The sequence below is a fragment of the Burkholderia sp. 22088 genome (assembly GCF_052045915.1).
Lineage (GTDB): Bacteria > Pseudomonadota > Gammaproteobacteria > Burkholderiales > Burkholderiaceae > Burkholderia > Burkholderia cepacia.
This window is the reverse complement of the sequence record NZ_JBQEPY010000007.1, coordinates 351,746-378,253: the sequence shown is the minus strand read 5'-3', so window position 1 is coordinate 378,253 and position 26,508 is coordinate 351,746. Positions and strand designations below refer to the sequence as shown.

At 67.3% G+C, this 26,508-nt stretch carries 25 protein-coding genes and 2 pseudogenes; 11 read left to right on the top strand and 16 right to left on the bottom strand.

The annotated features are described in order from the left end of the window. The first annotated feature begins 352 nt into the window (after positions 1-352). Positions 353-970 (top strand): hypothetical protein, encoded by a 618-nt coding sequence (locus tag ACTJLD_RS16470; protein WP_440659299.1) that lies wholly within the window; start codon positions 353-355, stop codon positions 968-970. Positions 971-1,021: 51 nt separating this feature from the next. Here ACTJLD_RS16470 and ACTJLD_RS16465 read toward each other — a convergent pair. Next, a pseudogene (locus tag ACTJLD_RS16465) lies at positions 1,022-1,435 on the bottom strand (cation diffusion facilitator family transporter); the annotation flags it as partial. 79 nt (positions 1,436-1,514) lie between these two features. Then, positions 1,515-1,736: a carboxymuconolactone decarboxylase family protein gene (locus ACTJLD_RS16460; RefSeq protein ID WP_440659305.1), complete on the bottom strand. Its 222-nt coding sequence runs from the start codon at positions 1,734-1,736 to the stop codon at positions 1,515-1,517. 454 nt (positions 1,737-2,190) lie between these two features. On the opposite strand from ACTJLD_RS16460, the gene ACTJLD_RS16455 reads away from it, so the two are divergent. Beyond that, entirely contained in the window at positions 2,191-3,714 is a 1,524-nt protein-coding gene (locus ACTJLD_RS16455) for a sugar ABC transporter ATP-binding protein (RefSeq protein ID WP_440659298.1), read from the top strand. Positions 3,715-3,723: 9 nt separating this feature from the next. Beyond that, positions 3,724-4,782 carry an ABC transporter permease gene (locus ACTJLD_RS16450; protein ID WP_376699221.1) on the top strand — a complete coding sequence of 353 codons (1,059 nt, stop codon included), beginning with the start codon at positions 3,724-3,726 and terminating at the stop codon, positions 4,780-4,782. A gap of 33 nt (positions 4,783-4,815) precedes the next feature. On the opposite strand, the gene ACTJLD_RS16445 is transcribed toward ACTJLD_RS16450, so the two are convergent. From ACTJLD_RS16445 to ACTJLD_RS16430, 4 genes are read right to left on the bottom strand one after another with little or no spacing between them, the layout of a single operon-like run. Beyond that, positions 4,816-5,775 carry an ABC transporter permease gene (locus ACTJLD_RS16445; RefSeq protein WP_440659297.1) on the bottom strand — a complete coding sequence of 320 codons (960 nt, stop codon included), beginning with the start codon at positions 5,773-5,775 and terminating at the stop codon, positions 4,816-4,818. Next, positions 5,768-6,796 carry an ABC transporter permease gene (locus ACTJLD_RS16440; RefSeq protein ID WP_059697046.1) on the bottom strand — a complete coding sequence of 343 codons (1,029 nt, stop codon included), beginning with the start codon at positions 6,794-6,796 and terminating at the stop codon, positions 5,768-5,770. Before ACTJLD_RS16440 ends, ACTJLD_RS16445 begins: the two co-directional genes overlap by 8 nt. Continuing rightward, positions 6,793-8,343: a sugar ABC transporter ATP-binding protein gene (locus tag ACTJLD_RS16435; RefSeq protein ID WP_440659296.1), complete on the bottom strand. Its 1,551-nt coding sequence runs from the start codon at positions 8,341-8,343 to the stop codon at positions 6,793-6,795. The genes ACTJLD_RS16440 and ACTJLD_RS16435 overlap by 4 nt, the downstream gene beginning before the upstream one ends. Next, positions 8,340-9,356, bottom strand: coding sequence for a sugar ABC transporter substrate-binding protein (locus tag ACTJLD_RS16430; protein ID WP_440659295.1), 1,017 nt, complete (start codon positions 9,354-9,356; stop codon positions 8,340-8,342). Before ACTJLD_RS16430 ends, ACTJLD_RS16435 begins: the two co-directional genes overlap by 4 nt. Before the next feature lie 248 nt (positions 9,357-9,604). Between ACTJLD_RS16430 and ACTJLD_RS16425 the strand changes: the two genes are divergently transcribed. Beyond that, positions 9,605-10,675 carry a substrate-binding domain-containing protein gene (locus ACTJLD_RS16425; RefSeq protein ID WP_440659294.1) on the top strand — a complete coding sequence of 357 codons (1,071 nt, stop codon included), beginning with the start codon at positions 9,605-9,607 and terminating at the stop codon, positions 10,673-10,675. A gap of 372 nt (positions 10,676-11,047) precedes the next feature. On the opposite strand, the pseudogene ACTJLD_RS16420 reads toward ACTJLD_RS16425, so the two are convergent. Beyond that, a pseudogene (locus ACTJLD_RS16420) lies at positions 11,048-11,171 on the bottom strand (integrase); the annotation flags it as partial. Positions 11,172-11,586: 415 nt separating this feature from the next. Here ACTJLD_RS16420 and ACTJLD_RS16415 point away from each other — a divergent pair. Next, the gene (locus ACTJLD_RS16415; protein WP_059697042.1) at positions 11,587-11,919 is read left to right on the top strand and encodes a cupin domain-containing protein; all 333 of its coding nucleotides are present in this window, start codon (positions 11,587-11,589) and stop codon (positions 11,917-11,919) included. A gap of 172 nt (positions 11,920-12,091) precedes the next feature. On the opposite strand, the gene ACTJLD_RS16410 is transcribed toward ACTJLD_RS16415, so the two are convergent. Next, positions 12,092-12,391, bottom strand: coding sequence for an H-NS histone family protein (locus ACTJLD_RS16410; protein ID WP_021160271.1), 300 nt, complete (start codon positions 12,389-12,391; stop codon positions 12,092-12,094). Positions 12,392-12,671: 280 nt separating this feature from the next. Between ACTJLD_RS16410 and ACTJLD_RS16405 the strand changes: the two genes are divergently transcribed. Beyond that, positions 12,672-13,160, top strand: coding sequence for a RidA family protein (locus tag ACTJLD_RS16405; RefSeq protein WP_060170263.1), 489 nt, complete (start codon positions 12,672-12,674; stop codon positions 13,158-13,160). Between the two features lie 773 nt (positions 13,161-13,933). Continuing rightward, positions 13,934-14,185, top strand: a complete 252-nt coding sequence (locus ACTJLD_RS16400) for a hypothetical protein (RefSeq protein WP_027792032.1) — start codon at positions 13,934-13,936, stop codon at positions 14,183-14,185. Between the two features lie 63 nt (positions 14,186-14,248). Here ACTJLD_RS16400 and ACTJLD_RS16395 read toward each other — a convergent pair whose 3' ends face one another. After that, positions 14,249-15,361, bottom strand: a complete 1,113-nt coding sequence (locus ACTJLD_RS16395; protein WP_060349617.1) for a histidinol-phosphate transaminase — start codon at positions 15,359-15,361, stop codon at positions 14,249-14,251. 432 nt (positions 15,362-15,793) lie between these two features. Here ACTJLD_RS16395 and ACTJLD_RS16390 point away from each other — a divergent pair, with 432 nt between their 5' ends. From ACTJLD_RS16390 to ACTJLD_RS16375, 4 genes are all read left to right on the top strand, one after another. Continuing rightward, the gene (locus tag ACTJLD_RS16390) at positions 15,794-16,879 is read left to right on the top strand and encodes a helix-turn-helix transcriptional regulator (RefSeq protein ID WP_244115839.1); all 1,086 of its coding nucleotides are present in this window, start codon (positions 15,794-15,796) and stop codon (positions 16,877-16,879) included. Positions 16,880-17,338: 459 nt separating this feature from the next. After that, on the top strand, positions 17,339-18,325 hold the full coding sequence (locus tag ACTJLD_RS16385) for a TRAP transporter substrate-binding protein (protein ID WP_440659293.1): 987 nt from the start codon (positions 17,339-17,341) through the stop codon (positions 18,323-18,325). Further along, on the top strand, positions 18,322-18,891 hold the full coding sequence (locus ACTJLD_RS16380) for a TRAP transporter small permease (protein WP_119338409.1): 570 nt from the start codon (positions 18,322-18,324) through the stop codon (positions 18,889-18,891). Before ACTJLD_RS16385 ends, ACTJLD_RS16380 begins: the two co-directional genes overlap by 4 nt. A 4-nt stretch (positions 18,892-18,895) precedes the next feature. After that, positions 18,896-20,248 carry a TRAP transporter large permease gene (locus ACTJLD_RS16375; RefSeq protein ID WP_027792027.1) on the top strand — a complete coding sequence of 451 codons (1,353 nt, stop codon included), beginning with the start codon at positions 18,896-18,898 and terminating at the stop codon, positions 20,246-20,248. A gap of 100 nt (positions 20,249-20,348) precedes the next feature. Here ACTJLD_RS16375 and ACTJLD_RS16370 read toward each other — a convergent pair whose 3' ends face one another. From ACTJLD_RS16370 to ACTJLD_RS16340, 7 genes are read right to left on the bottom strand one after another with little or no spacing between them, the layout of a single operon-like run. Next, positions 20,349-20,591 carry a hypothetical protein gene (locus ACTJLD_RS16370; protein WP_440659292.1) on the bottom strand — a complete coding sequence of 81 codons (243 nt, stop codon included), beginning with the start codon at positions 20,589-20,591 and terminating at the stop codon, positions 20,349-20,351. Between the two features lie 32 nt (positions 20,592-20,623). Next, positions 20,624-22,042, bottom strand: a complete 1,419-nt coding sequence (locus ACTJLD_RS16365) for an FAD-binding oxidoreductase (RefSeq protein ID WP_440659291.1) — start codon at positions 22,040-22,042, stop codon at positions 20,624-20,626. 2 nt (positions 22,043-22,044) lie between these two features. Beyond that, positions 22,045-22,587, bottom strand: coding sequence for a permease (locus ACTJLD_RS16360; RefSeq protein WP_322072671.1), 543 nt, complete (start codon positions 22,585-22,587; stop codon positions 22,045-22,047). Between the two features lie 44 nt (positions 22,588-22,631). Then, complete coding sequence (locus ACTJLD_RS16355) at positions 22,632-23,711, bottom strand: ABC transporter permease (RefSeq protein ID WP_027792024.1); 1,080 nt, start codon at positions 23,709-23,711, stop codon at positions 22,632-22,634. Continuing rightward, the gene (locus tag ACTJLD_RS16350) at positions 23,704-24,717 is read right to left on the bottom strand and encodes an ATP-binding cassette domain-containing protein (RefSeq protein ID WP_440659290.1); all 1,014 of its coding nucleotides are present in this window, start codon (positions 24,715-24,717) and stop codon (positions 23,704-23,706) included. The genes ACTJLD_RS16355 and ACTJLD_RS16350 overlap by 8 nt, the downstream gene beginning before the upstream one ends. 13 nt (positions 24,718-24,730) lie before the next feature. Further along, positions 24,731-25,804, bottom strand: a complete 1,074-nt coding sequence (locus ACTJLD_RS16345; protein ID WP_440659289.1) for a TauD/TfdA family dioxygenase — start codon at positions 25,802-25,804, stop codon at positions 24,731-24,733. Between the two features lie 3 nt (positions 25,805-25,807). Further along, positions 25,808-26,470: a class I SAM-dependent methyltransferase gene (locus tag ACTJLD_RS16340; RefSeq protein WP_440659288.1), complete on the bottom strand. Its 663-nt coding sequence runs from the start codon at positions 26,468-26,470 to the stop codon at positions 25,808-25,810. Positions 26,471-26,508 lie beyond the last annotated feature (38 nt).

Below are 26,508 nucleotides of genomic sequence, written 5' to 3'. Positions count from 1 at the left end.
CCAGCAGCCAGGCGAATCGTGCGAGCGACGGCTGGCCGAACGCCACGCATACGCCGCCGCCGGCGAGCGTGGCGGCCGCCAGAATCAGCAACACGAGATCGATCGACCAGGGGACTCGGGACATGGCCATTGCTCCGATCGCCGTGCATGGTGGTGTTCGCCGCATCCGGTTTCGGTTGCGGACGGCGTGGCATCAGTCTAGGAAGCGCCGCGCTTTGAGCATTGACATGGGTCAGGACGGCGTGCCTCCCGTGAACGACCGGCACGCCGCGTTGCTTGACGTGAGTCAAGCCATCGGCCCCTTTCCTCAGCAAAATTGAGCCGTGACACCGGATGGCCTGGAGTCGATATCGTGCTGACGCTGGCTGTACTCTTCGTGCTGATTCTTCTGCTGAATCTCATGCCGGCGTTCGCCCCGCCCACGTGGATGGCGATGTCATGGGTCGGGTTCAACCTGCCCGACGGCAATCCGTTCATCTTTGCCGTTGTGGCGGCCGGCGCGGCGACGACCGGCCGTGTCATTCTGGCGACCTTCGCGAGAGCGCTTGTCCACTCCCGCTGGATGCGGGAATCCGACCGCGAGAATATCGACGTCGCCACGCGCTGGCTGCGACAGCACCGGACCGTCACCGCCGGCGCGTTTTTCTTCTACGCGTTGAGCCCGCTGCCGTCGAACTACCTCTTCGTTGCATACGGGCTTTCCGGGTTGCCACTCAGAATCATCGCGGCGGCGTTCTTCATCGGCCGCGCAACGACCTATGCGATCTGGGCGCATCTCGGCCGCTTTGCATCGACCCGGCTGGACGTGGAATCAGAACTCGAAGGCACGTATCTCGGCGGCTACTTCGTCGTCACGCAACTGGTCTTGCTCGGCCTCGTGTTCGCGCTGATGAAGCTCGATTGGCGGGCACTCGTCAATGAACGCCGGTTGACTTTCAGACGCGGCCATCATCCGCGCGGGTCCGATTGACACGCGGCGCACGCAATCTTTCGATCGGGTGCATCGTCCAGCCGCTTCCGGCTACCGAACGCGCATCCCGGAGGCGACCTCGGGGAAGGCTCTCGCGGCTCCGTGGATCGACGTGCGTCGTGGCATTCAGGACACGGTGATGCTTCATCACGCGCGCACGCGCTTCCACCGCAATGTCGTGCCCTTGTGCGACCGTAAGATCAGCGTCGATGTCGAGATGCACGTCCACGAGGATCAAGTCGCCGGTCTTGCGTGTGCGCAGGTCGTGTACGTCGAGCACACCACGTGTCGCAACCAGCGTTGCGCGGATCGCCTGCACATCTTCATCGTCGGCCGCCCGGTTCATCAGATCATGCAATGCGTCCCAGCCGAACGTGGCGCCCATTTTCACGATCATCCCGCCGACGATCAGCGCGGCGACGGGGGGAGCAGCGGGTAGCCGAACAGGTCGCCGACGATGCCGGCATCCGGTGAAATAACCGTCACGGCTGCGTCGGCGCACACATACGTCACGATCAGTTGCCACCGGGTCGAGGGCATCATGCTATTCGTTATTCTGAAACGTGTCGGCGACGGATTTGAAAATGGCTGCCGCATTGAACGCCCGCGCATTCCCGGCAAAAACTTGCACCTGAATGAATACCTCGCGGATCTGCTCGACCGAGATGCCGAGATTCAAGGCAGCGCCAGGCTGGAAACGCAATTGATTCTCGCAGCCGCTCATGGCACTGCTTACTCCAAGCGTGACGAGGTGCCGCGTCTTCAGATCAATGCCGGGCCGGCGATACGCGTATCCGCAAATGTCCAGACTCTTTGCAAATCGCGCGAACGGCGGGGCTATATTTTCAGGTAAACAAAGTCCGGTAAAGAAAAAGTATTAGAGCGCGTCACGCAGCGGTTCGCACATCCCCGGCAGCGCGAGGGGCGTGACAGGGAGTGGAGTCGGGATTCTCGCCCACGTCATATCGATGACAGAAATCGTTGTTTGCGGGTACATCGTGCGGCACGCTAGATTGGCCGAACCGGCGTCGATGCCTGCCCGGTGCACAGTCATGCTCGACGCGGATCGACGTGGAGGCCGAAGTCGATGAGCCGCGACATGGTGTCTCCGCCCAAGCGGGATGGCCCCTGCGCAAAGCATCCCCCGCACGTTTCCGGTGACCAGGTGGCGTTGCGCACATGGCACCGCCCGCCGAGAGGCACATCTTTTCGACACCGCATTGACGACGACTTCATCCAATCTCCGAGTAGATCGACGGCATCGCGTCGCGCGGCCGCCCGTCCTGACGGCCATCGGCGTGTCGAAGCGCTTCGGCGCGACGACCGCGCTCGCATCGCTCGACCTGTCGATCGGCGCCGGCGAGGTCGTCGCGCTGATGGGGGCCAACGGCGCGGGCAAATCGACGTTCGTCAAGATCCTGAGCGGCGTGATCCGTCACGACGGCGGCACGCTGACGCTGCGCGGCACGCCTTATCGGCCCGCGTCGCCGCACGCGGCGAAGCAGCTCGGCATCGCGACCGTGCATCAGTCGGTTGCCGACGCGGTGGTGCCGACGCTGTCGATCGCCGACAACCTGCTGCTCGACCGGCTGTGCGATCCGGCATCGCCGTGGCGCGTGCCGCCGGCCGCCCGGCGCGATGCCGCACGGCCGCTCGCCGAACGCGTCGGGCTCGATGCCGACCTGGCGGCGCCGCTCGCGTCGCTTTCGCTGGCGGACCAGCAGCGTGTGACGCTCGCGCGAGCACTTGCCGGGCAGCCGGGCCTGCTGATCCTCGACGAACCGACCGCGAGCCTGTCGGCGCCGGAGGCCGAGCGCCTGTTCGCGCTGCTCGATACATTGCGTGACGAAGGCGTCGCGGTCCTGCTGGTGTCGCACCGGCTCGGCGACCTGCGCCGTATCGCCGATCGCGTCGCGATCGTGCGCGACGGACGGATCGTCGCCGATCTCGCCGCACCGGTCGATTTCGACGCGGCGGTCGAAACGATGGTCGGGCGGCCGTTGCCGAAGGCGCGTGCGCCGGGCCCGGCGCCGATCGCGCGGCCCGGCGACGGCGGCCTGAGCGTGCGCGGGTTGCGCCTGACGCAGGCCAGCGCGCCGTTCGATCTCGACGTGCGGCGCGGCGAGATCGTCGCGATCGCGGGGCCCGTCGGCGGCGGCAAATCGCGCTTCGCGAACACGATCTTCGGCACCGTGCGCGCGGCGCAGGGCGCGATGACGCTCGACGGCAGGCCGTGGCGCCCGCGTTCACCTGCCGACGCGATTCGCGCCGGCGTGTTCCTCGCCGGCGAGGACCGCTGGCGCACGTCGCTGTTTCCCGACAGCGTGCCGTTTGCGTCGATCGCGGGCACCATCAGCTTCCCGTTCCTGTCGCGCTGGTTCGGCGGCGGCGCGGTGCGCGCCGCGCGCGAGCGCACGGCCGCCGCCGCCGCGATCGCGCGCTTCGGGATTCGCTGCACGGGCCCCGACGACCGTCTCGTGCGGCTGTCCGGTGGCAACCAGCAGAAGGTCGTGCTCGCCCGCTGGCACGCGGAACCCGCGCGGCTGCTGCTGCTCGACGAACCGTTCCAGGGCATCGACGCCGGTGCGCGCGCCGATATCGTCGACATGTTGCGGCGCCATGCGCACGAACGCGCGACGCTCGTGTTCGTCAGCGATCTCGAGGAAGCGGTCGAAGTCGCCGATCGAGTCGTCCGGTTCGACCGCGCGACGCTCGATCATTCATCCTCCCACCCGTCGGACTGATCCATGACGATGCTGAAATCCGCCACACCTGCCGTTGCACCCGATGCGCCGTCCACCAGGCCGGCGTTGCCCGCGTCGGCTCGCCTGCGCGCCGGCCTCGAACGCACCGGCATCCTGCTCGTGCTCGCCGCGCTGGTCGTCGTCTTTACCGTCAACGAGCCCGCGTTCCTGAACGTGGACAACCTGTTCAGCATCCTGCAGGCGGTGTCGATCGTCGCGCTGCTCGGGATCGGTGTGACGATCACGCTCGCGGCGGGCGGCTTCGACTTGTCGGTGGGCAGCATCGCCGCATCCGCGCAGATGGCGGCCAGCTACGTGCTGGTTGTCTGGCACGGCAGCGCGCTCGCGGCGGTGGCGGCCTGCGTTGCGCTCGGTGTGGCAGCCGGCCTGTTCAACGGTGTTCTGATCACGCGCCTGCGCGTGCCGGACCAGCTTGCGACGCTCGGCACGCTGTTCCTGCTCGCGGGCCTGCAGTTGATTCCGACCGGCGGGCGTTCGCTCGCGACCGGTTCGGTGCTGCCCGACGGCACGGAAGCGAGCGGCACGTTTCCCGACGCGTTTCTCGCGCTCGGGCGCCTGCGCGTGTTCGACGTGGTGCCGTTGCCGGTTCTGATACTGGCGGCGGTGACGGTGCTGGCTTGCATCGCGATGGAAGCGACGCGCTGGGGCCGCGTGATCTATGCGATCGGCGGCAACGAGACGGCCGCGCGGCTGGCCGGTGCGCCTGCTGCGCGCTACCGGGTCGCGGCGTATGTCGTATCGGGCGCAATCGCGGCACTGGGGGGCGTATTGATCGCCGCCCGCGTCGGGCGCGGCGACGTCAGCGCCGGGCACTCGCTGCTGCTCGACGCGGTGGCCGCCGCGCTGGTCGGGTACGCGGTGTGGGGCGCGAAGCGGCCGAACGTGTTCGGCACCGTGGTCGGGGCCGTGTTCGTCGGGGTGCTGCTCAACGGCCTGACGATGCTCAATGCGCCGTATTACCTGCAGGATTTCGTGAAAGGGGCGCTGCTGGTGCTCGCGCTGGCGTTCACGTTCGGCATCGGCCGGCGCGCGGACGCCCGCGCCTGAACGCGGTGTAGGGGAGGCACGGCGTGCGGCGGCTCACGCGGCGCGTACACGCCGCCCCATGAAACTCAGCGCGAGCACCGCGAGGATCAGCGCGCCGGTGGCAACCTGCTGCCAGTAGAAGTTCCAGCCGATCAGCAGCAGCCCGTTGGCGACGAGGCTGATCAGCAGCACGCCGAGTAGGGTGCCGGCGACGCCGGGGCGGCGTGTCGGCGACAGCGTCGTGCCGATGAAGGTCGCGCCGATCGCGTTCAGCAGGAAGCCGTTGCCGGCCTGCGGCACATAGGCCTTGACCGTCGACGACAGCAGCAGGCCGACCACGCCGTAGACGAGCGCGCTCGCGACGAACGTCGCCACGACGGTCGCCGCGACCGGCAGCCCCGAATGGCGCGCGACGCCCGGCTGCGCGCCGAGCGCGGCGCTGTAGCGCCCGAACGCCGAATGCGCGAGCACGACATGCACGGCCGCGGCGAGCACGACGACGCACCACAGCGGCACCGGCACGCCCGCGAGCGTACCGTGCGCGAGCGCGCCGAACAGCGGCGGCAGCGCCACGTTCAGCAGGTAGACGGGCTGGCCGCCGCCGGTGGCGAGCTGCTGGACGGTCTGGCCGATGAACAGCGTGCCGAGCGTCGCGAGAAACGGTGCGATCCCGAGGCCGGCGACCAGCGCGCCGTTGAACGTGCCGACCAGCACCGCCGCACCGAGGCCGCCGAGCAGGGCCGGCAGCACGCCCACCTGGTGCGCGACCAGCTGCACGAACACGAGGCTCGCGACGTCGATCGCGGTGCCCAGCGACAGGTCGACCGCGCCGATCGACAGCGCGAGCGTCGTCCCGAGCGCGGCGATCGCAAGCAGCGCGAAGTTGTTCACCAGCACGTCGGCGAGATTGGCGGGCCGCGTGAACCCGGGTGCGAACACGGCGAAGAAGGCGATCACCGCGAGCAGTGCCGCCACGAGCGAGAACCGCTGCAGGCGGCCGATTCGTTCAGTCATGGGCATGGTGTTCCGTATGGCGGCGCCGAATCAGCGCAGTCGTCGCGACGACGAACAGGATCAGCGCGCCTTCGACGCCGTTGACCCAGTAGCTCGACACGTTGTCGAGCTGGAAGCCGTTGCCGACGATGCCGACGAACAGCGCGGCGAGCAGCGTGCCCGGTATCGTCGGCACGAGCCGCCGCGAGAACACGACACCGAGCAGCGCGACCGCGACGACGGCCAGCAGGTTTTCGCCGGCGCCGGGCGAGCTGCCGCTCAGCAAGGCACTCGACGCAAGCGCGGCCAGCGCGGCGGAGACGCCGCTCAGCACGTAGCTGGCCGCGACATACGCGTTCACGCGCAGTCCGGCCGCGCGGGCGGCATCGCGATGCGCACCGGTCGCGGCGAGCCGCAGGCCGAAGCGGGTTCGGTGCAGCAGCACGCCGAACAGCAGCGCGACGATCAGCAACGCGGGCGCGAGATGCGGTATGTCGAACGGGCCGCTGTCGATCAGAAAGGCGAGCACCGGGCTCGCCGCCGCGACCGACGTGTTCTGCGTCAGCACCAGTTCGAAGCCGGCGCAGAGATTCATCGTCGTCAGCGTGGCCAGCAGCGGGACGATGCGCAGCGCGATCACCGCGAACGCATTGAGCGCACCGACCGCCGCGCCGGTGGCCAGCATCAGCGCAAGCGCCGCGCCGTCCGGCGCCCCGTCGCGCAGCGCGACGGCCTGCACGGCTGCGCAGAGGCCCATGTTCGCCGCGACCGACAGGTCGAGACCGCCGCGGATCGGATCGGGGCCGCCGCCGATCAGCACGGCGGTCAACCCGAACCCGAGGATGCCGACCACGGCCGACTGCTGCAGCACGTTCGCGAGGTTTGCGACGGTCAGAAAGAGCGGCGAACTCGCGGCAAACACCGCACACACGACGGCGAACGCCAGTGCCGCGCCCCAGCGCAGCCAGAATTGCGCACCGAACGTGCCCGGCAGCCGCGCGAACGCCGCTCCGGGCGGCGCACGATCGAGGATCCGGTTCATGCGGCCACCTCCTGCCGCGGCGTGTGGCCGCGTGCGCCGGTCGCCCACGCGAGCAGATCGTGGCGCGTGGCGTCGCGGGTCGCGACGTCGCGCACGATCCGGCCGCGTGCCATCACGAGCACGCGATCGGTGACGTCCAGCAGCTCGATCAGGTCGCTCGAGAACAGCAGGATCGCCGCGCCGTCGCGTGCGAGGCGGTCGAGCAGCCGGTAGATTTCCGCTTTGGCGCCGATATCGACGCCCACCGTCGGCTCGTCGAACAGATACACCGGCGACGTGCGATCGGCGCCACGGTTCAGCCATTTCGCGAGCGCGACTTTCTGCTGGTTGCCGCCGGACAGCTGGCGCACCGGCGCGTCCGGGCCGGGCGCCCGCACGTCGAGCGCGGCGATCAGCCGTTGCACCGCGTCGTCCTCGCGGCGCCGCGCGACCAGACCGAATCGAGTGAAGCGCGCAAGGCTCGCGAGCGTGATGTTCTCGCGCACGGACAGGCTCGGCGCGATGCCGTGCGAGCGGCGGTCTTCCGGCACGAACGCGATGCCGCGACGCACCGCGTCGCGCGGGCTGCGCAGCCGCGTCACGCGGCCGTCGAGCGTCACCGTGCCGCGCACGCCGCGTTCGAGACCGAACAGGCTGCGCACGACCTGCTTTCCGCCGGAACCGAGCAGCCCTGTGACACCGACGATCTCGCCGCGCCGGACCTCGAACGACACGTCGTCGAACCGGCCGGGCGCCGCGAGGCCGGCGACCCGCAGCGCGGACGGGCCGGGCACGCGCACCGGCGCTTGCGATCGTGCGGCGATCCCGGTGCCGATCATTGCCGCGACGAGCGCCTCGGTCGGCGTGGTCCGTGCGTCGACGTGCGCGACGTCGGTGCCGTCGCGCAGCACGGTGACCCGATCGCAGATCGCCGCGATCTCGTTCAGGTAGTGCGACACGTAGAGGATCGTCAGCCCGCGGCGCCGCAGCCGGTCGAGTGTCTGCAGCAGGCGGTCGACCTCGCTGCTGACGAGCGCGGCGGTCGGTTCGTCGAGCACGAGGATGCGCGGGTCGCGCATCAGCGCGCGCGTGATCTGCACGATCTGCCGCTCTGCGACGCTCAATTCGGCAATCAGGCGGTTCGGCGGCAGGTCGAGGCCGAAATGCGCGTGCAGCGCGTCGCTGGCATCGCGTCGCATCCGGCGTGCCGCCAGCAGCCCGAGCGGCCCCGCGCCGTAGGCCGGTTCGTTGCCGAACTGCTGCGCCTCGGCGACCGTGAAAGTCGCCGGCAGCAGACGCTCCTGATGAATGAACGCAATGCCCTCCGGCGGCGCGCGGTGTGCGAGCGCCTGTGTCGCACCGTCGATCGCGATCGTACCGGCATCGGCGGTGTCGATGCCGGCGAGAATCCGGATCAGCGTCGACTTGCCGGCGCCGTTCTGCCCGATCAGCCCGTGCACGGTGCCGCGCGCGACGTCGAGCGACGCGCCGCGCAGCGCCGGCACGCCGTCGAAGTGTTTGACGATCCCGCGCAGCGCCAGCGCGGGCGGGCGCGAGTCGGCGCTCATTTCGGGGCGGCGGCCTGCCCGAGCGTCTGCTGGGCCGAGCCGGCGTTGTCCTTCGTGACGAGCAGCGACGGGACGTACGTATAGGGCGGCAGCGTGCGCTCGCCGGCCAGGTAGCGCGCGACGTTGTCGACCGCGGTCTTGCCGATCAGCGCGGGTTGTTGCGCGACCACGGCCGCCGCGCTCGATTTCGGGTCTTTCACGAGCGCGACGACATCGGGGCTGCCGTCCACCGCATAGGTCCTGATCTCGCTGCGGCGCGCGGCGTCGACGGCCTGCGTCGCGCCGACTTGCGGCACGTCCCACGCGGCCCAGATCGCGGCGATCTGCCCCTTCGGGTATTTCGCGAGCAGCTGGCTGACCTGCGCGTAGGCGCTCTGCACGGTATTCGGAATCACGTCGCGCAACTCGGGCTGCAGGATCTTCACCTTCGGGTAGTACTTGAGCACCGCCTTCAACTGGTCGTAGCGGATCGCGCACACCGGCACGCCGTAGAAGCCGTTGAACACGAGAATGTTGCCTTCGCCGTGGATGTCGTTGACGAGCTTCAGCGCGAGTTGCTCGCCGATGAAGAAGTTGTCCGAGGTCGTGACGTTGAGGCTCGACGGCGAGGCCGTGTCGATCGTGAACAGCGGAATGCCTGCCTGCCGGATCTTTTGCAGCCACGGTTCGAGCACGCTCGCCGTGCCGAGCTGCTCGATGATCGCATCGGGCTTCTGCGCGATCAGCGTCTGGATCTGCGCGATCTGGCGGTTGTCGTTGCGGCCGGCGTCGAGTGCGATCGGCGTTCCGCCGAGCCGCTTCACTTCGTCGATCGCCCCCTGGTATGCCTTCAGGTCCCAGTAATGATCGGTGCCGATCGCCGTGATGCCGATGCGCTTGCCTTTCAGCGACGGCACGGCGGCGTTACTTGCCGCTGCATCGCTTTGCGCGCGGGCAGGGGAGAGCGCGGCGACGGCGGCGAGCGTCAGCAGGGCGGCGGCAAAGGTGCGACGGGTTCGGGCGGGACGGGGCATGGCGTCGATGGGCGCTGAAAAAAGAGGGAGCTGAACTTTGCGACTCTAATGACAACGCTTCCGCGCGCTAACCATCGATTCCTGCTACGCATATCACGCGCGCGCTCGAATGCTTGTTCCAGGCGCGACGCGGTCGGCTTCAACGATTTGCCATCCGAAGGAATATCGATTGCCGAATCGCTCGGTTTGAAGCGGTTCGCCGCGCTGATAGATTTTCCGGATACCGACACCAGCCAAGGAAGACCCGCATGCGATTCCCGTTTCGCCGTCCGTTGCGCCCCGTCCGGATGATCCGCGCGCTCGCGCTCCTGTCCGTTGCCGCGTTGACCGTGCCCGCCTCGCATGCCGGCCCGCTCAAAGACGCACCCGCGCCGTTCGACAAGGGCGGAGTGAAGGTCGCGCTCGTCAACTACCTGTCGACCGGCGATTTCTTCCAGGCATACGAGGCCGGCGCGCAGAAGCAGGCGAAGGCGCTCGGTATCGACCTGCGTATCTATGAGGGCCGCCAGGACGCAACCGAGCAGCGCGAGCAGATCCAGCAGGCGATCAGCGTGGGCGTGTCGGCGATCATCGTCAACCACGGGCTCCCCGAATCGCTGAAGGACGTCGTGCAGCGCGCGCTGGACAAGGGCATCAAGGTCGTCGCGTTCGATGTCGACCTCGGTAACCCGAAGGTGCCGCAGATCGAGCAGAGCGATCGCGACCTCGCGAACTTGCTGCTCGACCAGGCGGTGAAGGACAACGGCGATGCGTTCTCGGCCGGCTACGTGTACGTTGCCGGATTCGCGCCGCTCGACCGGCGCGACGCCGCGTGGCGGGACTTCAAGCGCGCGCATCCGAAGGTGCGCGAGCAGGCGCGCTGGGGCACCGTCGACAATCCGATCGCGCAATCGGTCGCGAACCAGGCCGCGGCCGCCTATCGCGCGCATCCCGACATCCGCGTGGTGTTCGCGCCTTACGACGAATTCGCGCGCGGTGCGAAGCTCGCGGCCGACGAGGCGAAGCTGGCGTCGAAGTTGCGCATCTATAGCGCCGACATTTCGACCGCCGATATCGAGGCGATTCGTGCGCCCGGCAGCGCATGGGTCGCGACGGCCGCGACGAATCCCGCGGTCGTCGGCGCGGTGTCGGTGCGGGCCGCCGCTTTGCTCGTCGCGGGGCAAGATCCGGGCCGGCGGATCGTGGTCAAGCCGACGCTGATCACGCGCGATGATCTCGTGAAGAACGACATCCACACGATCGCGGAGCTCGGCGCGAAGTTTCCCGCGTTCCGCGCAAGCGAAGCGGCGACGGCATCGTGGATTCCGGCGACGGATTAACGCGCGGTGGCTTTTGCTTACGGTACGTGACCATACGTAGCACTGGCGGGCTTCGATTCTCGTGCGCCTTTCCGGGCAGACGACTGCAATCCGACGGATCTCCCGCATCCGATGAATAGCACGGCAAGTTCAGTGTCGACGATCAGCGTGCCAATGACCGCATCTATCAAAACCTGACTCGCGTGATCGACCCAATGACTTGAACGACTGGCTAAACCCAACGATTTGCGTAACGTGACAGTTGCCGCCAGGAACGGCCGCATCCCGACGGGAAGCGGCCGTTTGCTTTGGATGAGCCAATGGCCGCTTGCGGCCGGCAAACGATCGCTCGCCGGCCGTTGGGTTAGACCTCTGTTTGTTCCACCATCTCAAGCGCATCGTCAACCTCGATGCCGAGGTATCGTCCAAGCCGACGGACGCGATCCAGCGATGAACCAGCCGAGCGTATTGCCGGCATCGAAAGATGCGGCGAAGCGTGCAGCCGACTCGGAAGCAGTATCAATTTTCGCTGTCTGCTTCGCTCCTCTTTCGTTTTGACGGTCAGGGAAAGGAACTCGAACGGGGCACTCGGATTCTGTAGCGTAGCGACCTTCGGATGTCCAGTGCGCAACGTTTCCAGGGCGTAACGAGCTTTCGTGTAGCGGTAAAAACACATCGGCGGTTGGCGAGGTCAAGGATTCCGACACGATCGCAAACCAAACCCGCCGTCTGCTCGACGCGATGTCTCCCAACAGCGGTCATTGAGAAAAGGACGATGATCGTCTCTTGTCGGCCGATCAGGGAAATAGGCACCACCATCGTCTTCTTCCAGCGAAACGAGCCGGTTCCAATCGCATCCATTGGGCTACAGTGAACATTACCCGCCACCGTCAACCCTGGCGCCCATCCAATACCGCCGACGAGGCCAACCCATGCAACTTCAAACCGGCAACCTGTTCATCGCCGATGGCCGGCGCGAGGAGGACGAAAAAATCGACCTCCTTGTCACGGGCCAGCGTCTGAACGTCGAGCGAATCGTATCGATGGGCCACACGAGCCCGGACGGTTTTTGGTATGACGACGCACGCGCCGAATGGGTCGTGCTGTTGTCGGGGGCGGCGGTGCTCGAATTCGAAGAAGGCCCGACGCGCCATGAAATGCATCCCGGCGATTATGTGCTGATCGAGCCGCATTGCCGCCATCGCGTAGCGTGGACGCACGAAGAAACGCAAACCGTCTGGCTTGCGATCTATTACGAACGTTGAATCAGGAAATATTGCGAGGGCGGGGCCGAATACGATCCGGCGCGCAGCATGCCGCCGCGCGCCGAAGGAGACAAAGCCTCATCAACCCGGCGCGGTCGTTGAATACCGCCGGTATCGATGCCCAAATAGCAGGACGGCGCGCAAAACCGCGCGCCGGTACGCGTCGAGAATCTTATTCCTGGATCAGGAATCGATTGCGATTCTTCGCGTCCTTGATCCATGCGGGTGCGCGACCGCGGCCCGACCAGGTTGCCCCGGTCTTCGGGTCGCGATACTTTGCCTGCACGGGGGCGGCCGCTTGCTTGGCCGGACGGCCGCGACGGTTACCGAAAATGTCCTTCTCGGTAATGCCGAATTCCGCAACCTTGGTGCGGATGTCGTCGACGATCGCCTGGAATTCCGCGGCACGTGCAGCTTCGGCTTTCTCGGCCAAAGCTTCCATTTGGGCTTTCAGTTCCTTGTACGTTGCCATGTATCGCTCTTCAGGTTTGAGTACTCACATGATAGCGGTTTCAACGGAAAATTTTGAGGAAAATTCGTCGACTACGTGTTTTGTCGTCAATATGGCGATGCAGGACTGCTTCGAACACCTGAGAAGTGTGTCGTATTGACGAAGACGTAGAGGATTACCCGGGCATCTTTAACGGCACCAGCATGTCAAGTTGACCGATCGCACGGGTTTTCTTCTTCAAGACAAGCAATCGGGATTTAACTACTCTTTACATTTTTATGAAGTATCGGGGAATTCACTGATGAACAGAGACGAGAAGCTGATTCAGATTGCCGCCGAATTCGGCTTCAATCCGGACGAGGAAATCAGGATTGGCGGAAAGTACACACCCGTTCTGGTCGACGGGAATACGGCCTATATTGCAGGCCAGATTCCGCGGATCGGCGAAGTGGTGCATTTCGTTGGCATAGTGGGGGAATCCATTTCGCTCGATGAAGGTCGCCGGGCTGCCGGTGTATCGGCACTCCGTGCGCTCTCGCTGATCAGAACGCGCTGCGGCACGCTTGACGTAATAGCGACGGTGCCGCGCATGACCGTGTATGTGCGAAGTGCACCCGGCTTCACGATGCAAAGCGAAGTTGCCGACGGCGCATCCGATGTGTTGTATGCGGTGCTTGGCGACGCCGGTGTTCATACGCGGACATCGGTCGGCGTGCTGCAATTGCCCAAAGGCGCATCGGTGGAAGCGGATTTCATTTTCGGGTTGAAGCAGGGCAATGCCGGTATCTGATTCCGATGGGCTGTATCTCGCGGGTAGGTCGTTTCGCGAAACATCCGGATATTCGCGCGCGATACGCGAGTCACTACCGACAAGCGCTTGCAATACCAAAAAAACACCCGCCGAAGGACTTCGACAGGTTGCTCGATCAAAAGGATTTGACGAAGCGTCGGGCGGCGTTCGATACCGGCGATGTGAATGCGCGCGGCGAGCCGGGCAAGTGGGCTGCGCCGTCGCGCGCCCCATGTCTAAATAATCTCGCACGCTGGCGCATCAAGCAGGCGCAAACGTTGTCGACGCGCACGGCATACGACGGACGTCACACGTTCCCGTCTGCAATCGTCGTGAACACGAACCCCGGGCCATGCTCATGCGCGCTGCAAATCCTCCCCTTGCCTGCCCGGCGGCAGTGCGCCGGCTGCACGCCATTCAAGTAGCCGGCCCATCGAGAATTCATCCCCGGCCGGCCGCCGCATGTGCGCCCCCGACTCCCCACGATTTCCGGAAATTCCCCCGCCAATATCGGACGGCATCCCCACTTTGGGAGATGCCATTGCCCGACAGTAAGCCTACGATTGACCACAGGGCATCGGGGACGGATGGCATCAGAACAAGCGGGCAGGCCCGCCATTCCGAGTCGAAATCAACACATGCCCACGCAGTCTACTGACACAGCTTCTGCTTACGATGGCGTTCGATGTGTGCGGTGAGTCGCTTTCATCGCAGCACGATGGCGCGTTGATGACGGAAGGCCTGCTGTCGTATTTCGGGGAATTTCAATCAATATGCTGGCACGAGACTATGTGGAACGAGAGCTCTCTCACATCCAGAGAATGGTGGCTCTCCTGGACAGCGAACAGAACGCTGACGATGTGTCGATGTCGGGCGCGGTACGTGTGCGGCATCCGAGCTACTGGCGCGGGCGAATCGAGGAGCTGCTGTCGGCGCCCGATGTGCCGCGCCACATCAGAAAGCTCAGCGAAGCGGTGCTCGCGAAGATCGACGAGATGGAAATGCGCTTCGCGGCGATGAAGTAAGTACATCGTCGGATGCGGCGCCGGCACGTGTTTCGTCGCGTCGTCGACCGGATGGCCGGTCGCTTATCCGGCCGCCATCACGTCAAGCAGGGCCGCACGGAATGCGGCCATCTCCGCAGCGGTGCCGATGGACACGCGCAGATACGCCGGCGGGCCCGATTCGCGAATCAGGACGCCGTGGCGCAGCAGGCCGCTCCAGATCCGGTGCCGGTCGGCAAACTCGCCGAACATCACGAAGTTCGCATCGGAATCGGCCACCGTGAGGCCCAGGCCGCGCAGCCAGCCGACGGTCGAATCGCGTTCGGCCTTGATCGTCTCGACTTGCGACAGCATCTCGTCGCGCGCGACCAGCGCCGCGCAGGCCGCCGCCTGGGTGAAGGCGGACAGGTGGTAGGGCAATCGAACCAGCTTCAGCGCCTGCACGATCGCGGGCGCGCACGCGCAATACCCGACGCGGCCGCCCGCGAACTTGAATGCCTTGCTCAACGTGCGGGTCACGATGAGCCGCGGATGATCCGGTAGCAGCGTCACCGCGCTGGGTACGCCGCGACGCCGGAACTCCGCATAGGCTTCGTCGACGACGACCACGCCCGGCGCGACGTCGAGGATGGCGCGAATATCGCCGACCGGCAGCGCGGTTCCGGTCGGGTTGTTCGGCGACGTCAGCAGCACCACGCCCGGCTGGTGCGTGCGGATACCGTCGAGCGCCTGATCCACGTCCAGCGCGAAATCCCCGGTGCGCGGCAACGTATGGAGGCGCGTGAAAGTCGTGCGGCAGTATTCGTCATACATGGGATACGCGGGCGTAAAGGCCAGCGCCGATCGCCCCGGGCCGCCGAATGCCTGCAGGATCTGCTGGATCACCTCATTCGAGCCGTTGGCGGCCCAGATGCCCGCTGCGTCGACCGTCACGCCGGTGTCGTGCGTCAGATAGGCCGCCAGATGCGAGCGCAGCCCGGCAAAGTCGCGATCGGGATAGCGGTTCGCCGCGCGCGCGGCGTCGGCCACCGCGGTCGCGATGCGCTCGACGAGCGCGGGCGACGGCGGATAGGGATTCTCGTTGACGTTCAGGCAGACCGGCACGTCGAGCTGCGGCGCCCCGTACGCGTGCTGCAACCTGAGGTCCTCGCGCAGCGGCAAATCCGACAAGGCGATTTCTTTCCAGGGCTGTTGCATTGAAAACACTCCGTACGGTATCGATTAATCGGCTCAGCAGGTTTTTAAGGCGGCAAAAAACAAAAAAGGCGCCGCAGGCGCCTTGGTTGTCGTCTTGATCGGGCATTCACCCGATGCAATTGCTAGATGCGAAACGAACCACGGCGCAACAGGGGGCGTCCGTGGTGATGGTGCAGCGAGAGCGTGGTGATTCGAATCGTCATGCGCCGCATCATGGCATACCGCGCTCCGGAAGAAAAGCGCGCCACCCTGCGTGCGCCGGATTCGATTGAGCCGAAACGCCGGAAAACGCCCATTACGTCTGACGATAAACGGTAACAAACGTCGTATTTCGACCAAATGCGAACGAGTGATTCAAACGTTGGCGTCAATTGACTAAGATGCGCAGAAGACGCTCGACAAAAACGCACGGCGCGGGGTAGCCAGATGCAAATGAACGGGTTGATTCCATCGGCATGGATCGATGACGTCTATGCCGCGGCACTGGGCGATCAACGCTGGGAAACAGTGCTGGACGGGCTGCGATCGTGGGTCGGCGTGCGCATGGTCACGCTGCTGTCGTTCGACGACGCGGCGCGGGTGCCGGCGATCGAGAAGGCGGCGGGTGACGACGCGTCATGGGTCGCCGCGTGTTATCACACGTACAACACCGAGTTCTATCGGTACGACCCGGTCGTGCCGGTCGCCGGCAACTGGCCGGCGGGCCGCTGGTTCGAGGACGTCAAGCACCTGTCCGCGCACCAGCGCGCGCACAGCGAGTTCTATCAGGAGTTCCTTCACCCTTACGGGATCGGCAGCATCTCGGGCCTGTACATCCATCGCAGCGAGGGTTCGGGCGCATTCCTCAGCGTCCAGGGCGGCCTCGAATCGCAGGGGCTGTCCGACGATCAGCGCCGCGCGATCGAAAACATGGGAATGCACATCAGCCGCGCGCTGCAGATCCAGGCGCGGATCGGCGAGCTCGAGGCGCGTGTGGCCGCGGCCGAATCGGCGCTCGATGCGATTCCGGTGCCGGTGTTTTTGCTCGGCGCGCAGCGCGAATTGCGCTATACGAATCGCGCGGCCGATCAGCTGATCGCGGCGGAGCCGGCGTTGCGGGTGGTGAACGGGCGTTTCGCGCCGGAAGGCTGCGTCGACGATGTGCATTGGCGGCACGCGTACGCGCGCGGCGGGCTGTTGTTGCGGCGCGCGACGGGCGAACCGCTGCCGCTGGCCTTGATGCCGGTGCCCGAGCAGTCGCGCCTGATGCGCGAGCGGCCGGGCGTCGCGACGCTGATGACGGCCGCCGACCTGCGTTCGCCGTCGGCCCGCGCGCAGCGGCTGCGCGTGTTCTACGGGCTGTCGTCGGCCGAGGCCGATCTCGCCGTGCTGCTGTGCTGCGACGGGCTGTCGCCGCAGGAATGCGCGGGGCTGCGCGGCGTGTCGATCGGCACGATCCGCACGCAGATCAAGTCGATCTACGCGAAGACGGCCGTGGCGCGCGCGGCGCAACTGACGTCGCTGGTCATGCAGACATGACGGCAACGGCAGGCGAGCGCGCCTGTCGTTGCACGTTTTCCCCCTCGTTCTTTCCTTCCTGAATCGCGCCGCCGGCGGCGCGTGCGCATGACATTGCGCCGACGTACACGCATCGAGATCAGTCATCCTACGACAATAGAAAGCGAAGCGATCGATCGATTTCCCCTGTCGGTCGAGGCAATCAACCAGCCGCTCGGCGCAAATGCGAACCCGCTTCCGGAAAACGTTTCGCATAGCGTCGCCTAAACAGAGAATACGATTCCCCGAAATTCGCTGCAAACCCATCGTGGCTGCGGTTCTACGGGTATGCACCAAGTGAGTTAAACGATTAACCGACGTACATTCGCGTCAACACGTCATACGACGTATGACTCTGCGGTCGGCGAGCACGGCGTCGAAGCGTGCGCATGCCGGCCGATCGCCGCGCGACAACGAGTACAACCATCAAGGAGACTGACGATGAAGCACCGATTCACCCGCTCCCGTACCGCCCTGGCCGTTGCGCTGCTGGCCGGCTTCGCGATGTCCGCGCAGGCGCGCGTGTTCCGCTCGGCGGACGTGCATGGCGACAACTTCCCGACCAACATGGCCGTGAAGTTCATGGGCGACGAACTGTCGAGGCAGACGGGCGGCAAGGATTCGATCAAGGTGTTCGGCAACAGCGCGCTCGGCTCGGAGAAGGACACGGTCGACCAGGTGCGGATCGGCGCGATCGACATGGCGCGCGTGAACGGTGCGTCGTTCAACGAGATCGTGCCGGAATCGCTGATCCCGTCGTTCCCGTTCCTGTTCCGCGACGTCGATCATTTCCGCAAGGCGATGTACGGCCCGGCCGGCCAGAAGATCCTGGACGCGTTCACCGCGAAGGGGATGATCGCGCTGACGTTCTACGAGAGCGGCGCGCGCTCGATCTACGCGAAGCGCCCGGTGCGCTCGCCGGCCGACATGAAGGGGCTGAAGGTGCGTGTGCAACCGTCTGACCTGATGGTCGACGAGATCAAGGCGATGGGCGGCACGCCGACGCCGATGCCGTTCGCCGAGGTGTACACGGGGCTGAAGACGGGCCTCGTCGACGCGGCCGAAAACAATATGCCGTCGTACGAGGAAACCAAGCACTACGAAGTGGCGCCCGACTACTCGGAGACGCAGCACGCGATGACGCCGGAAGTGCTGGTGTTCTCGAAGAAGGTCTGGGACACGCTGTCGCCGCAGGAGCAGGCGGCGATCAGGAAGGCCGCGGCCGATTCGGTGCCGTACTACCAGAAGCTGTGGACCGCGCGCGAGGCGTCCGCGCAGCAGGCGGTGACGAAGGGCGGCGCGAAGGTCCTGCCGGCCGCGCAGATCGATCGCGCGGCGTTCGTGAAGGCGATGCAGCCGCTGTGGACGAAGTACGAGAAGACGCCGCAGATGAAGCAGATCGTCGACGAGATCGAGGCCACCAAGTGACGCGTCGCACTTCCCTGAACGGCGCCGCAACCGCCGGCGGGGCGGCCGCCCCGGACGGCGCGGGGCCGGCGCGGCCGCATGTCGCGCCGCTCCTGCGCTGCGTGAACGACGTGCTGTTTCGCGTGCTGGCGGTGATCGCGTCGGCGTGCCTCGCGGTGCTGACGGTGCTGGTGTTCTACGCGGTCGTGATGCGCTACGTGTTCGAGAACGCGCCGGATTTCGTGGAGCCGATCGCGCTGCTGCTCGTGATCGTGATCGCGATGTTCGGCGCGGCGATGAAGGTGCGCGACGGTGGTCACATCGGCCTCGATTCGCTCGTGCGCCGGCTGCCGCCCAGGTCGCGCACGGTGGTGATCGCGATCCAGCACGTGAGCCTGATCGCATTCGCGATCATGATCATGGCCGGCTGCGGCAGCATGGCCGCCGAGACGATGGGCGACCGCATTCCGATCATCGGGCTGCCCGAAGGCGTGCGCTACCTGATCGCGATGCCGGCCGCGATCGCCATCATCCTCTTCTCGCTCGAGCACCTGCTCGCGCTTCGTCGTTCTTCGCCGGGGCAATAACGCCATGGAACTTGCGATCCTGTCCGTCAGTTTTCTGATTTTCCTCGTGCTCGGCGTGCCCGTGTCGTTCGCGCTCGGCATCGCCTGCGTGCTGACCTATATGGTCGAAGGCCTGCCGATCGCGACCGCGATGCAGGCGATGATCTCGGGGATGAATGCGTTCTCGTTCCTCGCCGTGCCGTTCTTCATCTTCTCCGGCGAACTGATGCTGCACGGCGGCATCGCGGACCGGATCCTGCGCTTCGCGCAGGCGACCGTCGGCCATTTCCGCGGCGGCCTCGGGATGGCGAACGTCGTCGCCTGCACGCTGTTCGGCGGCGTGTCGGGCTCGCCGACCGCCGATACGTCGGCGATGGGCGGCGTGGTGATTCCGCTGATGAAGCGCGAAGGCTACAGCGCCGCGTACGCGGTCAACGTGACGACGCATGCGTCGCTCGCCGGCGCGCTGATGCCGACGTCGACCAACATGATCATCTACGCGTTCGCCGCGCAGGGCATCACCGGGATGCTGCACGGCCAGCCGGTGAGCGGCGTGTCGATCGGCGACCTGCTGTTTTCCGGGCTGCTGCCGGTGTTGTGGGTGATGGGCTTCGTGCTCGCCGCCGCGTACTGGCAGGCGGTGCGCCACGGCTACCCGCGCCGCGAAGACGGTTCGTCCGCGCTGCCCGCGTTTCCCGGCTGGTATGCGGTGCTGCGCAGCTTCGTCGGCGCGGTGCCCGGGCTGATGGTGATCGCGATCATCCTCGTGTGCGTCGCGAAGGGGATCGCGACCGCGACCGAAGCCGCCGCGATCGCCGTCGTGTACTCGCTCGTGCTGACCGCGGTCGTGTACCGCACGCTGACGGCCGAGAAGCTGCGCCGCGCGCTGTCGCATGCGGCGCGCACGACGGGGGTCGTGCTGCTGCTGATCGCGGTGTCGAACATGCTGCGCTTCCAGATGTCGTATCTGGAGATTCCGGATGCGATCGAGGGGCTGCTGAAGCAGTCGACCGCCGCGCCGTGGCTGATGCTGCTGTACATCAACATCATCCAGGTGTTCCTCGGCACGTTCGTCGACATGGCCGCGCACATCCTGATCACGACGCCGCTGTTCCTGCCGATTGCGATGGCGTGCGGTGTCGGGCCGGTGCAGTTCGGGATCATGCTGCTGCTGAACTGCTCGCTCGGCCTCGTGCATCCGCCGATCGGCTCGGTGCAGTTCGTCGGCTGCGCGATCGGCAACGTGTCGATCGGGGAGACGACGAAGATGGCGTGGCCGTATTACCTCGCGATCTTCAGTGCGATCAACATCGTCACTTACATGCCGTTCTTCTCGACCTGGCTGCCCAGCCTGATCAGCGGACACGCGGTGTTCTGACCGTATGCGTTGCCTGACGCGGCGCCGGACGACCGAGGGTGTCCGGCGCCGCGTTCGTTTGCGCGGTGCGCTTTCAATTCACCGGAACGCATATGCCCGCTCAATCCTGCCGCGCCTCCGGTTCTCCGTTTCCATCGGCCGACCGTTCGTCGCGCCGATCCGCCAGCTCGCGCCACAGCGCCGGGCGCGCATGATCGCGCGGCGGCAGCTGGATCACGTAGGCCACCCCCCGCACGTTGATCACGGCCCCCGAGTCGGGCAGCGTGGCCGGAATGCCGGAGAGCGGCGGGTCGGTATCCGGTTCGGAAGCCGTACCCGGGCCGGGCGGGTGTCGAAGCATCATGCGATTTCTCCCTGGCGCCGCGAAACGGCGCATCAATAGCGCACACGCCCGATCAACCCCAACGGATCGACGGCGTGCTGGATGGCGGCGGCGAGTTCCCGTTGCGCGGCCGGCACGTGCCTGCGGTAATACGCGACGTTGACCGGCCCGACGCCATGCTCCGCGCTGAAGCAGCCGCCGGCCCGCACGACGCGCTCGTACAGCGCGCCGCGCAGCGCCACCTGCTGCAGCGGCCCGTAGCGCTCCGCGTCGGCGTGGGGGATCGACACGACGAGATGGCAGCCGCCGTCGCCGAAATGACCGAATGCGTGACAGCGCAGCGACGGATGCGCCGCCGCGATCCATTGCTCGGCATCGGCGACGAATGCGGCCAGCGCGCCGCGCGGAAACGACACGTCGAACGACAGCGGAATGCCGTGCTGCGCAACCGCGACCGGCAGTGCATCGCGGATCCGCCAGAACCGTTCGGCCGGCGCGCAGGCCGCGTCGAGTACCACGCGTTCGCCCGCCAGCGTGTCGAGCGTCGCGATCGTGCGTTCCTCGAGCAGCCCGTCGAGCCCCGGCATGCCGGTCGCGATCTCGACGAGCGCGTAGCATGCGGCGGCGTCGGTTTCAAACGGAATGCGCAGCGCCGGAAACGCGGCGGCGACGCAACCGACGGCCGCGGCCGACATGAATTCGAACGCCGACAGCATCTCGCCGAACGCACGCTCGAACGCGAGCAGGCCGGCGAGCGCCGCGTCGTACGACGCAAACGCGACGAACGCGGCACACGACGACCGTTCGAGCGGCGCGAGCGCGAACGACACGGCCGTCACGAGCCCGTGGGCGCCGTTCGCGCCGATGAAGCATTGCGTGACGTCGAAACCCGCGTTGCGCTTGCGCAGCGGCGCGAGCGCGTCGATCACGGTGCCCGCCGCGTCGGCGAGCACGACTTCGACGCCGAGTACGTTGCGGCGCACGTCGCCGTACTTGATCAGGCGGCTGCCGCCCGCGTTGGCGCCGACGAGGCCGCCGGCCGCCGGATCGCTGCCGAGGTCGACCGGCAGGCAGAGGCCGGCGTCGGCCGCCACGCGGTTGATGTCGGACAGCCGCGCGCCGGCCTCGACCGTGATGCTGCGATTCGCCGCGTCGAACGCGCGAACGGCGCGCATCCGGTCGAACGACACCACGCATTGCGTGCCGCTGCGATCGGGCAGGGCGGCGCCGACAAGCCCGGTGCGCGCCCCCTGCGCGACGAGCGCGACGCGGTGCGCGACGGCGACCCGCGCGAGCGCGCTCGTGTCGGCGGTCGACGCCGGCCGCGCGACTCCGAGCGCGACGCCGCTGTGCAGCGTCACGTCCGTCGCGTACGGCTCGCACGATTCGGCCGACGCACCGTCGAGCCAGCCGTCGCCGAGCGTCGCGGCGAGCGCGTGCCGTTGGGCGGCACGGTCGGGCAGCGCGCTCATCGTCAGCCGGCCCGCACGAGCTGCTTGCGCAGGCGGCCGCGCACGACGACCAGCGCGATCAGCGGCACGACGCCGCCCCACAGCGGGCTGTGGCGCATCGCGATCGACACCGCGAGCGCGACGACGGTGACGGCGAGCAGCACGATCGACAGCGAACGGGCGCGCGCATGGTCGACGAAGGTGCCGTCGACGAACCCGCCGTCCGACCACGCGGTATGCACGATGCCGACGACCAGCACGCAGACGAGCATCGCGGCCGGCCCGAGTTCTTCCCCCCACAAACGGCTACCTGTCGGCGACACGAGCGCCAGCACCGCGCCGATCACGAGGAACAGGTCGACGCCGATCGCGATGCTGTTGCGGTCCGCGCGGCGGATCAGCCATGCGCCGTGCACGAACGCGAGCACGCCGCCGATCAGGAACGCGTGCGTCCAGCGCACGTCCGGCTGTCCGGGCCCGAGCCGGCCGTAGAACAGGAACGCGATCGCCGGCAGGAAGTTGCTCGCGTGCAGCAGGTAGTCGGTGATGGGATTGCTCGATTTCATCGGGGGATTCTCCTTCGTCGAAACAATGGGCGACGCGTCATGCGTCATGCGTCGTGCCAGCGGAACAGCCGCGCGGCGGCGAACAGGAACAGCGCCGTGCTCGCGGTCATGCCGAGCAGTTGCGGCGCGAGCTGCGCGTACGGGGCGCCGTCGACCAGCGCGCCGCGCAGCGCGACGGCGAACTGGTTGGTCGGCAGGAATGCGAGTACCGCCTTGAGCCAGGCCGGTGCGTCGTGCATCGGGATCGTCAGGTCGCTGAAGAACAGCAGCGGGTAGTAGGTGACGTTGCACGCGAGTTCGGCGGCCGCGAGCGACCGCGTGCGGCTCGCGAGCAGCACGCCGATGCTGAGCACCATCGCCGCGCCGAGCAGCACGATCGGCAACGCGCGCAGCCCGTCCGGCGTCGCGATCGGCAGCGCGATGCCGAACGCGACGCGTGCGACCGTCAGCAGCACGAGCGCCGACAGCGCCATCATCACCATCCGCGCGACGATCAGCGCGGCGAGGAACACGCCGCGCGAGACCGGGAAGCACACGTACAGCTTGAAGGTATTGCGTTCGCGCAGCGACGCGATCGCGGTGGTCGTCGAGTTCAGGCCGATCGCCATGAACGCCATCACGAGAATGCCGGTCGCGAAGAACGCGCCATAGTCGAACGGGCGACGCGCCGGTGCCGCGTTCTCGAAGCGCGCCTGCGCGGCCGGCAGCCCGAGCCGCTGCGCGGCGCAGCGGGCGAGCGCGATCTCGACGACGCGCGACGCGGCCTTGACCGCGAGCGAGCCGTTGAAGTCGTAGCGGATCGTCGCCGGCGTGCGCTCGTCGGCGCCGAGCACGACGGTCACGCGATCGGCCGCCGCGCCGCGCCCGCCGAAGGTCGCCTTCACCGTGTCGCTGTGCGTGAGGCTGGCGACGATCTGCGCTTCGCATGCGCGGCTGTACGGCGTCGCGCCGCCGGGCACGTCGAACGCGATGTCGGCGGTGCCGAGCGACCCCGATCCGCCGAACGCGAACAACATCACGCTCAGCAGGAACACCGGGAACACGAGCGTCCAGAACAGCGACGAGCGGCTGCGCAGATAACCGAGCAGCTCGTTGCGCACGAGAATCAGGAACACCTTAGTCATGGACGGGGCCCTCGGTACAGAGGCGCAGCAGGTCGCCCGGCGTGCTCGGCGCGAGCGCGAGATGCTGGATGCCCTGTTCGCCGACGATGCGGTGCACGTTCGGATGCAGCGTCGCATCGCCGAACACCTCGACGACGTGCGCGGCCGACACGCGCACGCCGGTCACGCCCGGCAGCGCCGCGAGCCGCTTGCGCAGCGCGCGTGCGTCGGCTTCGTCGCGGCAATGCAGGACCGCGCGCGCTTCGCCGACGAGCTCGGCGCGCAGCGCGTCCTTGTCGCCCTGGTAGCGCACGCCGCCGTCGCGCACCCAGACGAGATCGTCGACGACGGCAAGCTCTTCCTCGGCGTGGCAGATCATCGCGATGCTCGTGCCGCGCGCGCGGTGGCGCAGCAGGTCGATCACGACGCCCGCATAACGACGGTCGAGGCCGGTGAACGGTTCGTCGAGCACGGCCAGTTCGGGGCGGTGCGCGAGCGCCACGTAGAGATCCACGCGCTGGCGCTGCCCCTTCGACAGCGCGCGGCACGGCTTGTCGAGCAATTCGGCGATGCCGAGCGCCTCCGTGACCGCGGCGTCCGCGTGCACGTACATCGCGCGGTGCAGCGCGACGATCTCCGACACGCGGAGATGGTCGGGATACTCGACCTTCTGCAGCTGCGCGCCGAGCCGCCGCAGCGACGGCGTGTCGCGCATGAAGCGCGCGGCCGGCACGTCGAGCACGCGCACGTCGGTGCCGCCGCGCCGGAAGCCGAGCAGCGTTTCGAGCAGCGTGGTCTTGCCGGAACCGTTCGGCCCGACGATCGCCGTGACCGCGCCGAGCCGGAACCGCACGTGGCGCGCGGAGAAACGGAAATCTCCGGCCGCGACGTCGATCGCGCGCGCGCCGAGCGCCGCATCCGGCGCGTGCGCATCGGGCGGCGGCTGCGAGGCCGTGCGCAGCGGCCGGTCGAACGCGGTGTGCGGGCCGAACAGCGCGCGCACGGAGGCGAGGAACGAATCGCTCATCGTCGGCTTCCTGTCAGTCGAACAGCATGACCTGCGTGTCGCGCGCGCCCCGGTACGGGTTGCGGCCGTGCGCGACCAGCATGTTGTCGACGACGAGCACGTCGCCGGCCTGCCACGGGAATGCGAGCTCCTCTTCGTCGAACGCGTCGTAGATCGCGACGAGATCGTCGAACGGCATCGGCGAGCCGTCGCCGTAGCGGATCTCGTACGGGAACGCGGCGCGCGCGCCGTACATGCGCTGCAGGTAGCGGTAGCTGAGCTCGCCCATCGAGCGCGGGTTCGGATGCTGCGCGCTCGCCTGGTTGAACCAGACGGTTTCGCCGGTGCGCGGATGCGCGCGCAGCGCGCTGCCGACGTGCGACACGGTCACGCTGCCGTCGTCGAGCCAGCGGCAGCCGACGCCGCGTTCCGCGCACAGCCGCTCGACCTCGTCGCGGTCGCGCGTGCCGAACGCGTCGTGCCACGGCCGGTGGTATTCGGCGAACGGCAGGTTCGGGTTGGCGGCGAGGCCGTCCGCGCGATCGCCGGGCGCCGCGAAGTTGCGCAGGTACATCACGCCGCGCGCGGCGAACCGTTCGCGCAGCGCGGCCGGCACGCGCGCCGTCACGCGCCGCATGTCGCAGATCGGCGTTTCGCCGCCCGCATCGGCCGGCCGCCGGCAATAGAACGCGACGAGGCGCGGGAACGCGGGCATGTAGGCCATCTCCTGGTGCAGCCCGATCTTGAACGGCGGCGGCATGCTGGTCGATTCGTACACCTGGCCGTCGATCTGCTTGCGCGGTGCGGCACCCGCCGTGTAACCGTTCGCGTGCGCCGGATACAGCGCGCCGAGGCGGCCGAACGCGGCGGTGTCGGGCACCGCGAAACCGCGCCACAGCAGCGCGCCGCACGCGTCGAGCAGCGTGTCGATCGTGTCGAGCCGCGAGCGGTACCACGCGACGAACATCTCCGGCGAGGTCGCGAGCTCGGCGCTGCGCGGCGTCACGCACAGCGGCAGCGTCGCGCCGGGCGCGACCGCCGCGCAGTGCACGTCGTCGGCGCCGAGCCGCACGGCGGCGTGCGCGGCGAGAAAGGCGAGGTCGGTCATCGCTCAGGCCAGCGCCGGTTTCTTCAGCAGGATCTCGAAGCCGAGCGCGCCGAGCCCGGCGCTCGGGCTGTAGATCGACGCGACGTCCGCGAGGCCGGCTTCGGCGACGAGCGCACGCGCTTCGTCGAGCGTGATCTTTTCCTCGACGTGGGTCGGCGGATAGTCGGCGGCGGCGCGCATCTCGGTGAAGCGGTCGAGCAGGTGCTGCGGCGCGTCGCGGCGCATGTCGTGCACGAGCGCGATGCCGCCCGGCTCCAGCACGCGATACATCTCGGTCAGGCTGAGCGCCTTGTCGGGCAGGTGGTGCAGCGTCGCGCGGCCGACGGCCATCGTCAGCGTGCCGTCGTCGAACGGCAGCGCGAGCGCGTCGCCGACGCGCATCTCGATCGTGTCGTCGAGATCGAGTTCGCGGATGCGCGGGCGGCCTTCGTCGAGCATGGCCGGATCGAGGTCGATGCCGACGTAGCGCCAGCCGCGCATCGCCGGGTCGGTGGCGAGCCGCACCGGCACGACGCCGGTGGCCGTGCCGATGTCGACGATCACGCCGGGCGTCATCCCGCGCGCGAGCTGGCGGATGCGGCTGATGAACAGCAGGTCCCACGGTTCGAGCGTTTCGGTGGCGAAGCGATCGTAGTCGTTCGCCGGGCGCAGGTTCTTGAGCAGCATGACGTTCCTTTTGCTGAATGGTGCCGATGGATGAAGGT

What these genes read in the sequence shown, in the direction of transcription:
- ACTJLD_RS16355 (WP_027792024.1), bottom strand. Translation starts at nt 23,711, where the DNA reads ATGACTAAGGTGTTCCTGATTCTCGTGCGCAACGAGCTGCTCGGTTAT.
- ACTJLD_RS16375 (WP_027792027.1), top strand. Translation starts at nt 18,896, where the DNA reads ATGGAACTTGCGATCCTGTCCGTCAGTTTTCTGATTTTCCTCGTGCTC.
- ACTJLD_RS16405 (WP_060170263.1), top strand. Translation starts at nt 12,672, where the DNA reads ATGAACAGAGACGAGAAGCTGATTCAGATTGCCGCCGAATTCGGCTTC.
- ACTJLD_RS16345 (WP_440659289.1), bottom strand. Translation starts at nt 25,804, where the DNA reads ATGACCGACCTCGCCTTTCTCGCCGCGCACGCCGCCGTGCGGCTCGGC.
- ACTJLD_RS16360 (WP_322072671.1), bottom strand. Translation starts at nt 22,587, where the DNA reads ATGAAATCGAGCAATCCCATCACCGACTACCTGCTGCACGCGAGCAAC.
- ACTJLD_RS16370 (WP_440659292.1), bottom strand. Translation starts at nt 20,591, where the DNA reads ATGATGCTTCGACACCCGCCCGGCCCGGGTACGGCTTCCGAACCGGAT.
- ACTJLD_RS16400 (WP_027792032.1), top strand. Translation starts at nt 13,934, where the DNA reads ATGCTGGCACGAGACTATGTGGAACGAGAGCTCTCTCACATCCAGAGA.
- ACTJLD_RS16350 (WP_440659290.1), bottom strand. Translation starts at nt 24,717, where the DNA reads ATGAGCGATTCGTTCCTCGCCTCCGTGCGCGCGCTGTTCGGCCCGCAC.
- ACTJLD_RS16415 (WP_059697042.1), top strand. Translation starts at nt 11,587, where the DNA reads ATGCAACTTCAAACCGGCAACCTGTTCATCGCCGATGGCCGGCGCGAG.
- ACTJLD_RS16430 (WP_440659295.1), bottom strand. Translation starts at nt 9,356, where the DNA reads ATGCCCCGTCCCGCCCGAACCCGTCGCACCTTTGCCGCCGCCCTGCTG.
- ACTJLD_RS16395 (WP_060349617.1), bottom strand. Translation starts at nt 15,361, where the DNA reads ATGCAACAGCCCTGGAAAGAAATCGCCTTGTCGGATTTGCCGCTGCGC.
- ACTJLD_RS16435 (WP_440659296.1), bottom strand. Translation starts at nt 8,343, where the DNA reads ATGAGCGCCGACTCGCGCCCGCCCGCGCTGGCGCTGCGCGGGATCGTC.
- ACTJLD_RS16410 (WP_021160271.1), bottom strand. Translation starts at nt 12,391, where the DNA reads ATGGCAACGTACAAGGAACTGAAAGCCCAAATGGAAGCTTTGGCCGAG.
- ACTJLD_RS16440 (WP_059697046.1), bottom strand. Translation starts at nt 6,796, where the DNA reads ATGAACCGGATCCTCGATCGTGCGCCGCCCGGAGCGGCGTTCGCGCGG.
- ACTJLD_RS16425 (WP_440659294.1), top strand. Translation starts at nt 9,605, where the DNA reads ATGCGATTCCCGTTTCGCCGTCCGTTGCGCCCCGTCCGGATGATCCGC.
- ACTJLD_RS16450 (WP_376699221.1), top strand. Translation starts at nt 3,724, where the DNA reads ATGCTGAAATCCGCCACACCTGCCGTTGCACCCGATGCGCCGTCCACC.
- ACTJLD_RS16445 (WP_440659297.1), bottom strand. Translation starts at nt 5,775, where the DNA reads ATGACTGAACGAATCGGCCGCCTGCAGCGGTTCTCGCTCGTGGCGGCA.
- ACTJLD_RS16340 (WP_440659288.1), bottom strand. Translation starts at nt 26,470, where the DNA reads ATGCTGCTCAAGAACCTGCGCCCGGCGAACGACTACGATCGCTTCGCC.
- ACTJLD_RS16365 (WP_440659291.1), bottom strand. Translation starts at nt 22,042, where the DNA reads ATGAGCGCGCTGCCCGACCGTGCCGCCCAACGGCACGCGCTCGCCGCG.
- ACTJLD_RS16390 (WP_244115839.1), top strand. Translation starts at nt 15,794, where the DNA reads ATGAACGGGTTGATTCCATCGGCATGGATCGATGACGTCTATGCCGCG.
- ACTJLD_RS16385 (WP_440659293.1), top strand. Translation starts at nt 17,339, where the DNA reads ATGAAGCACCGATTCACCCGCTCCCGTACCGCCCTGGCCGTTGCGCTG.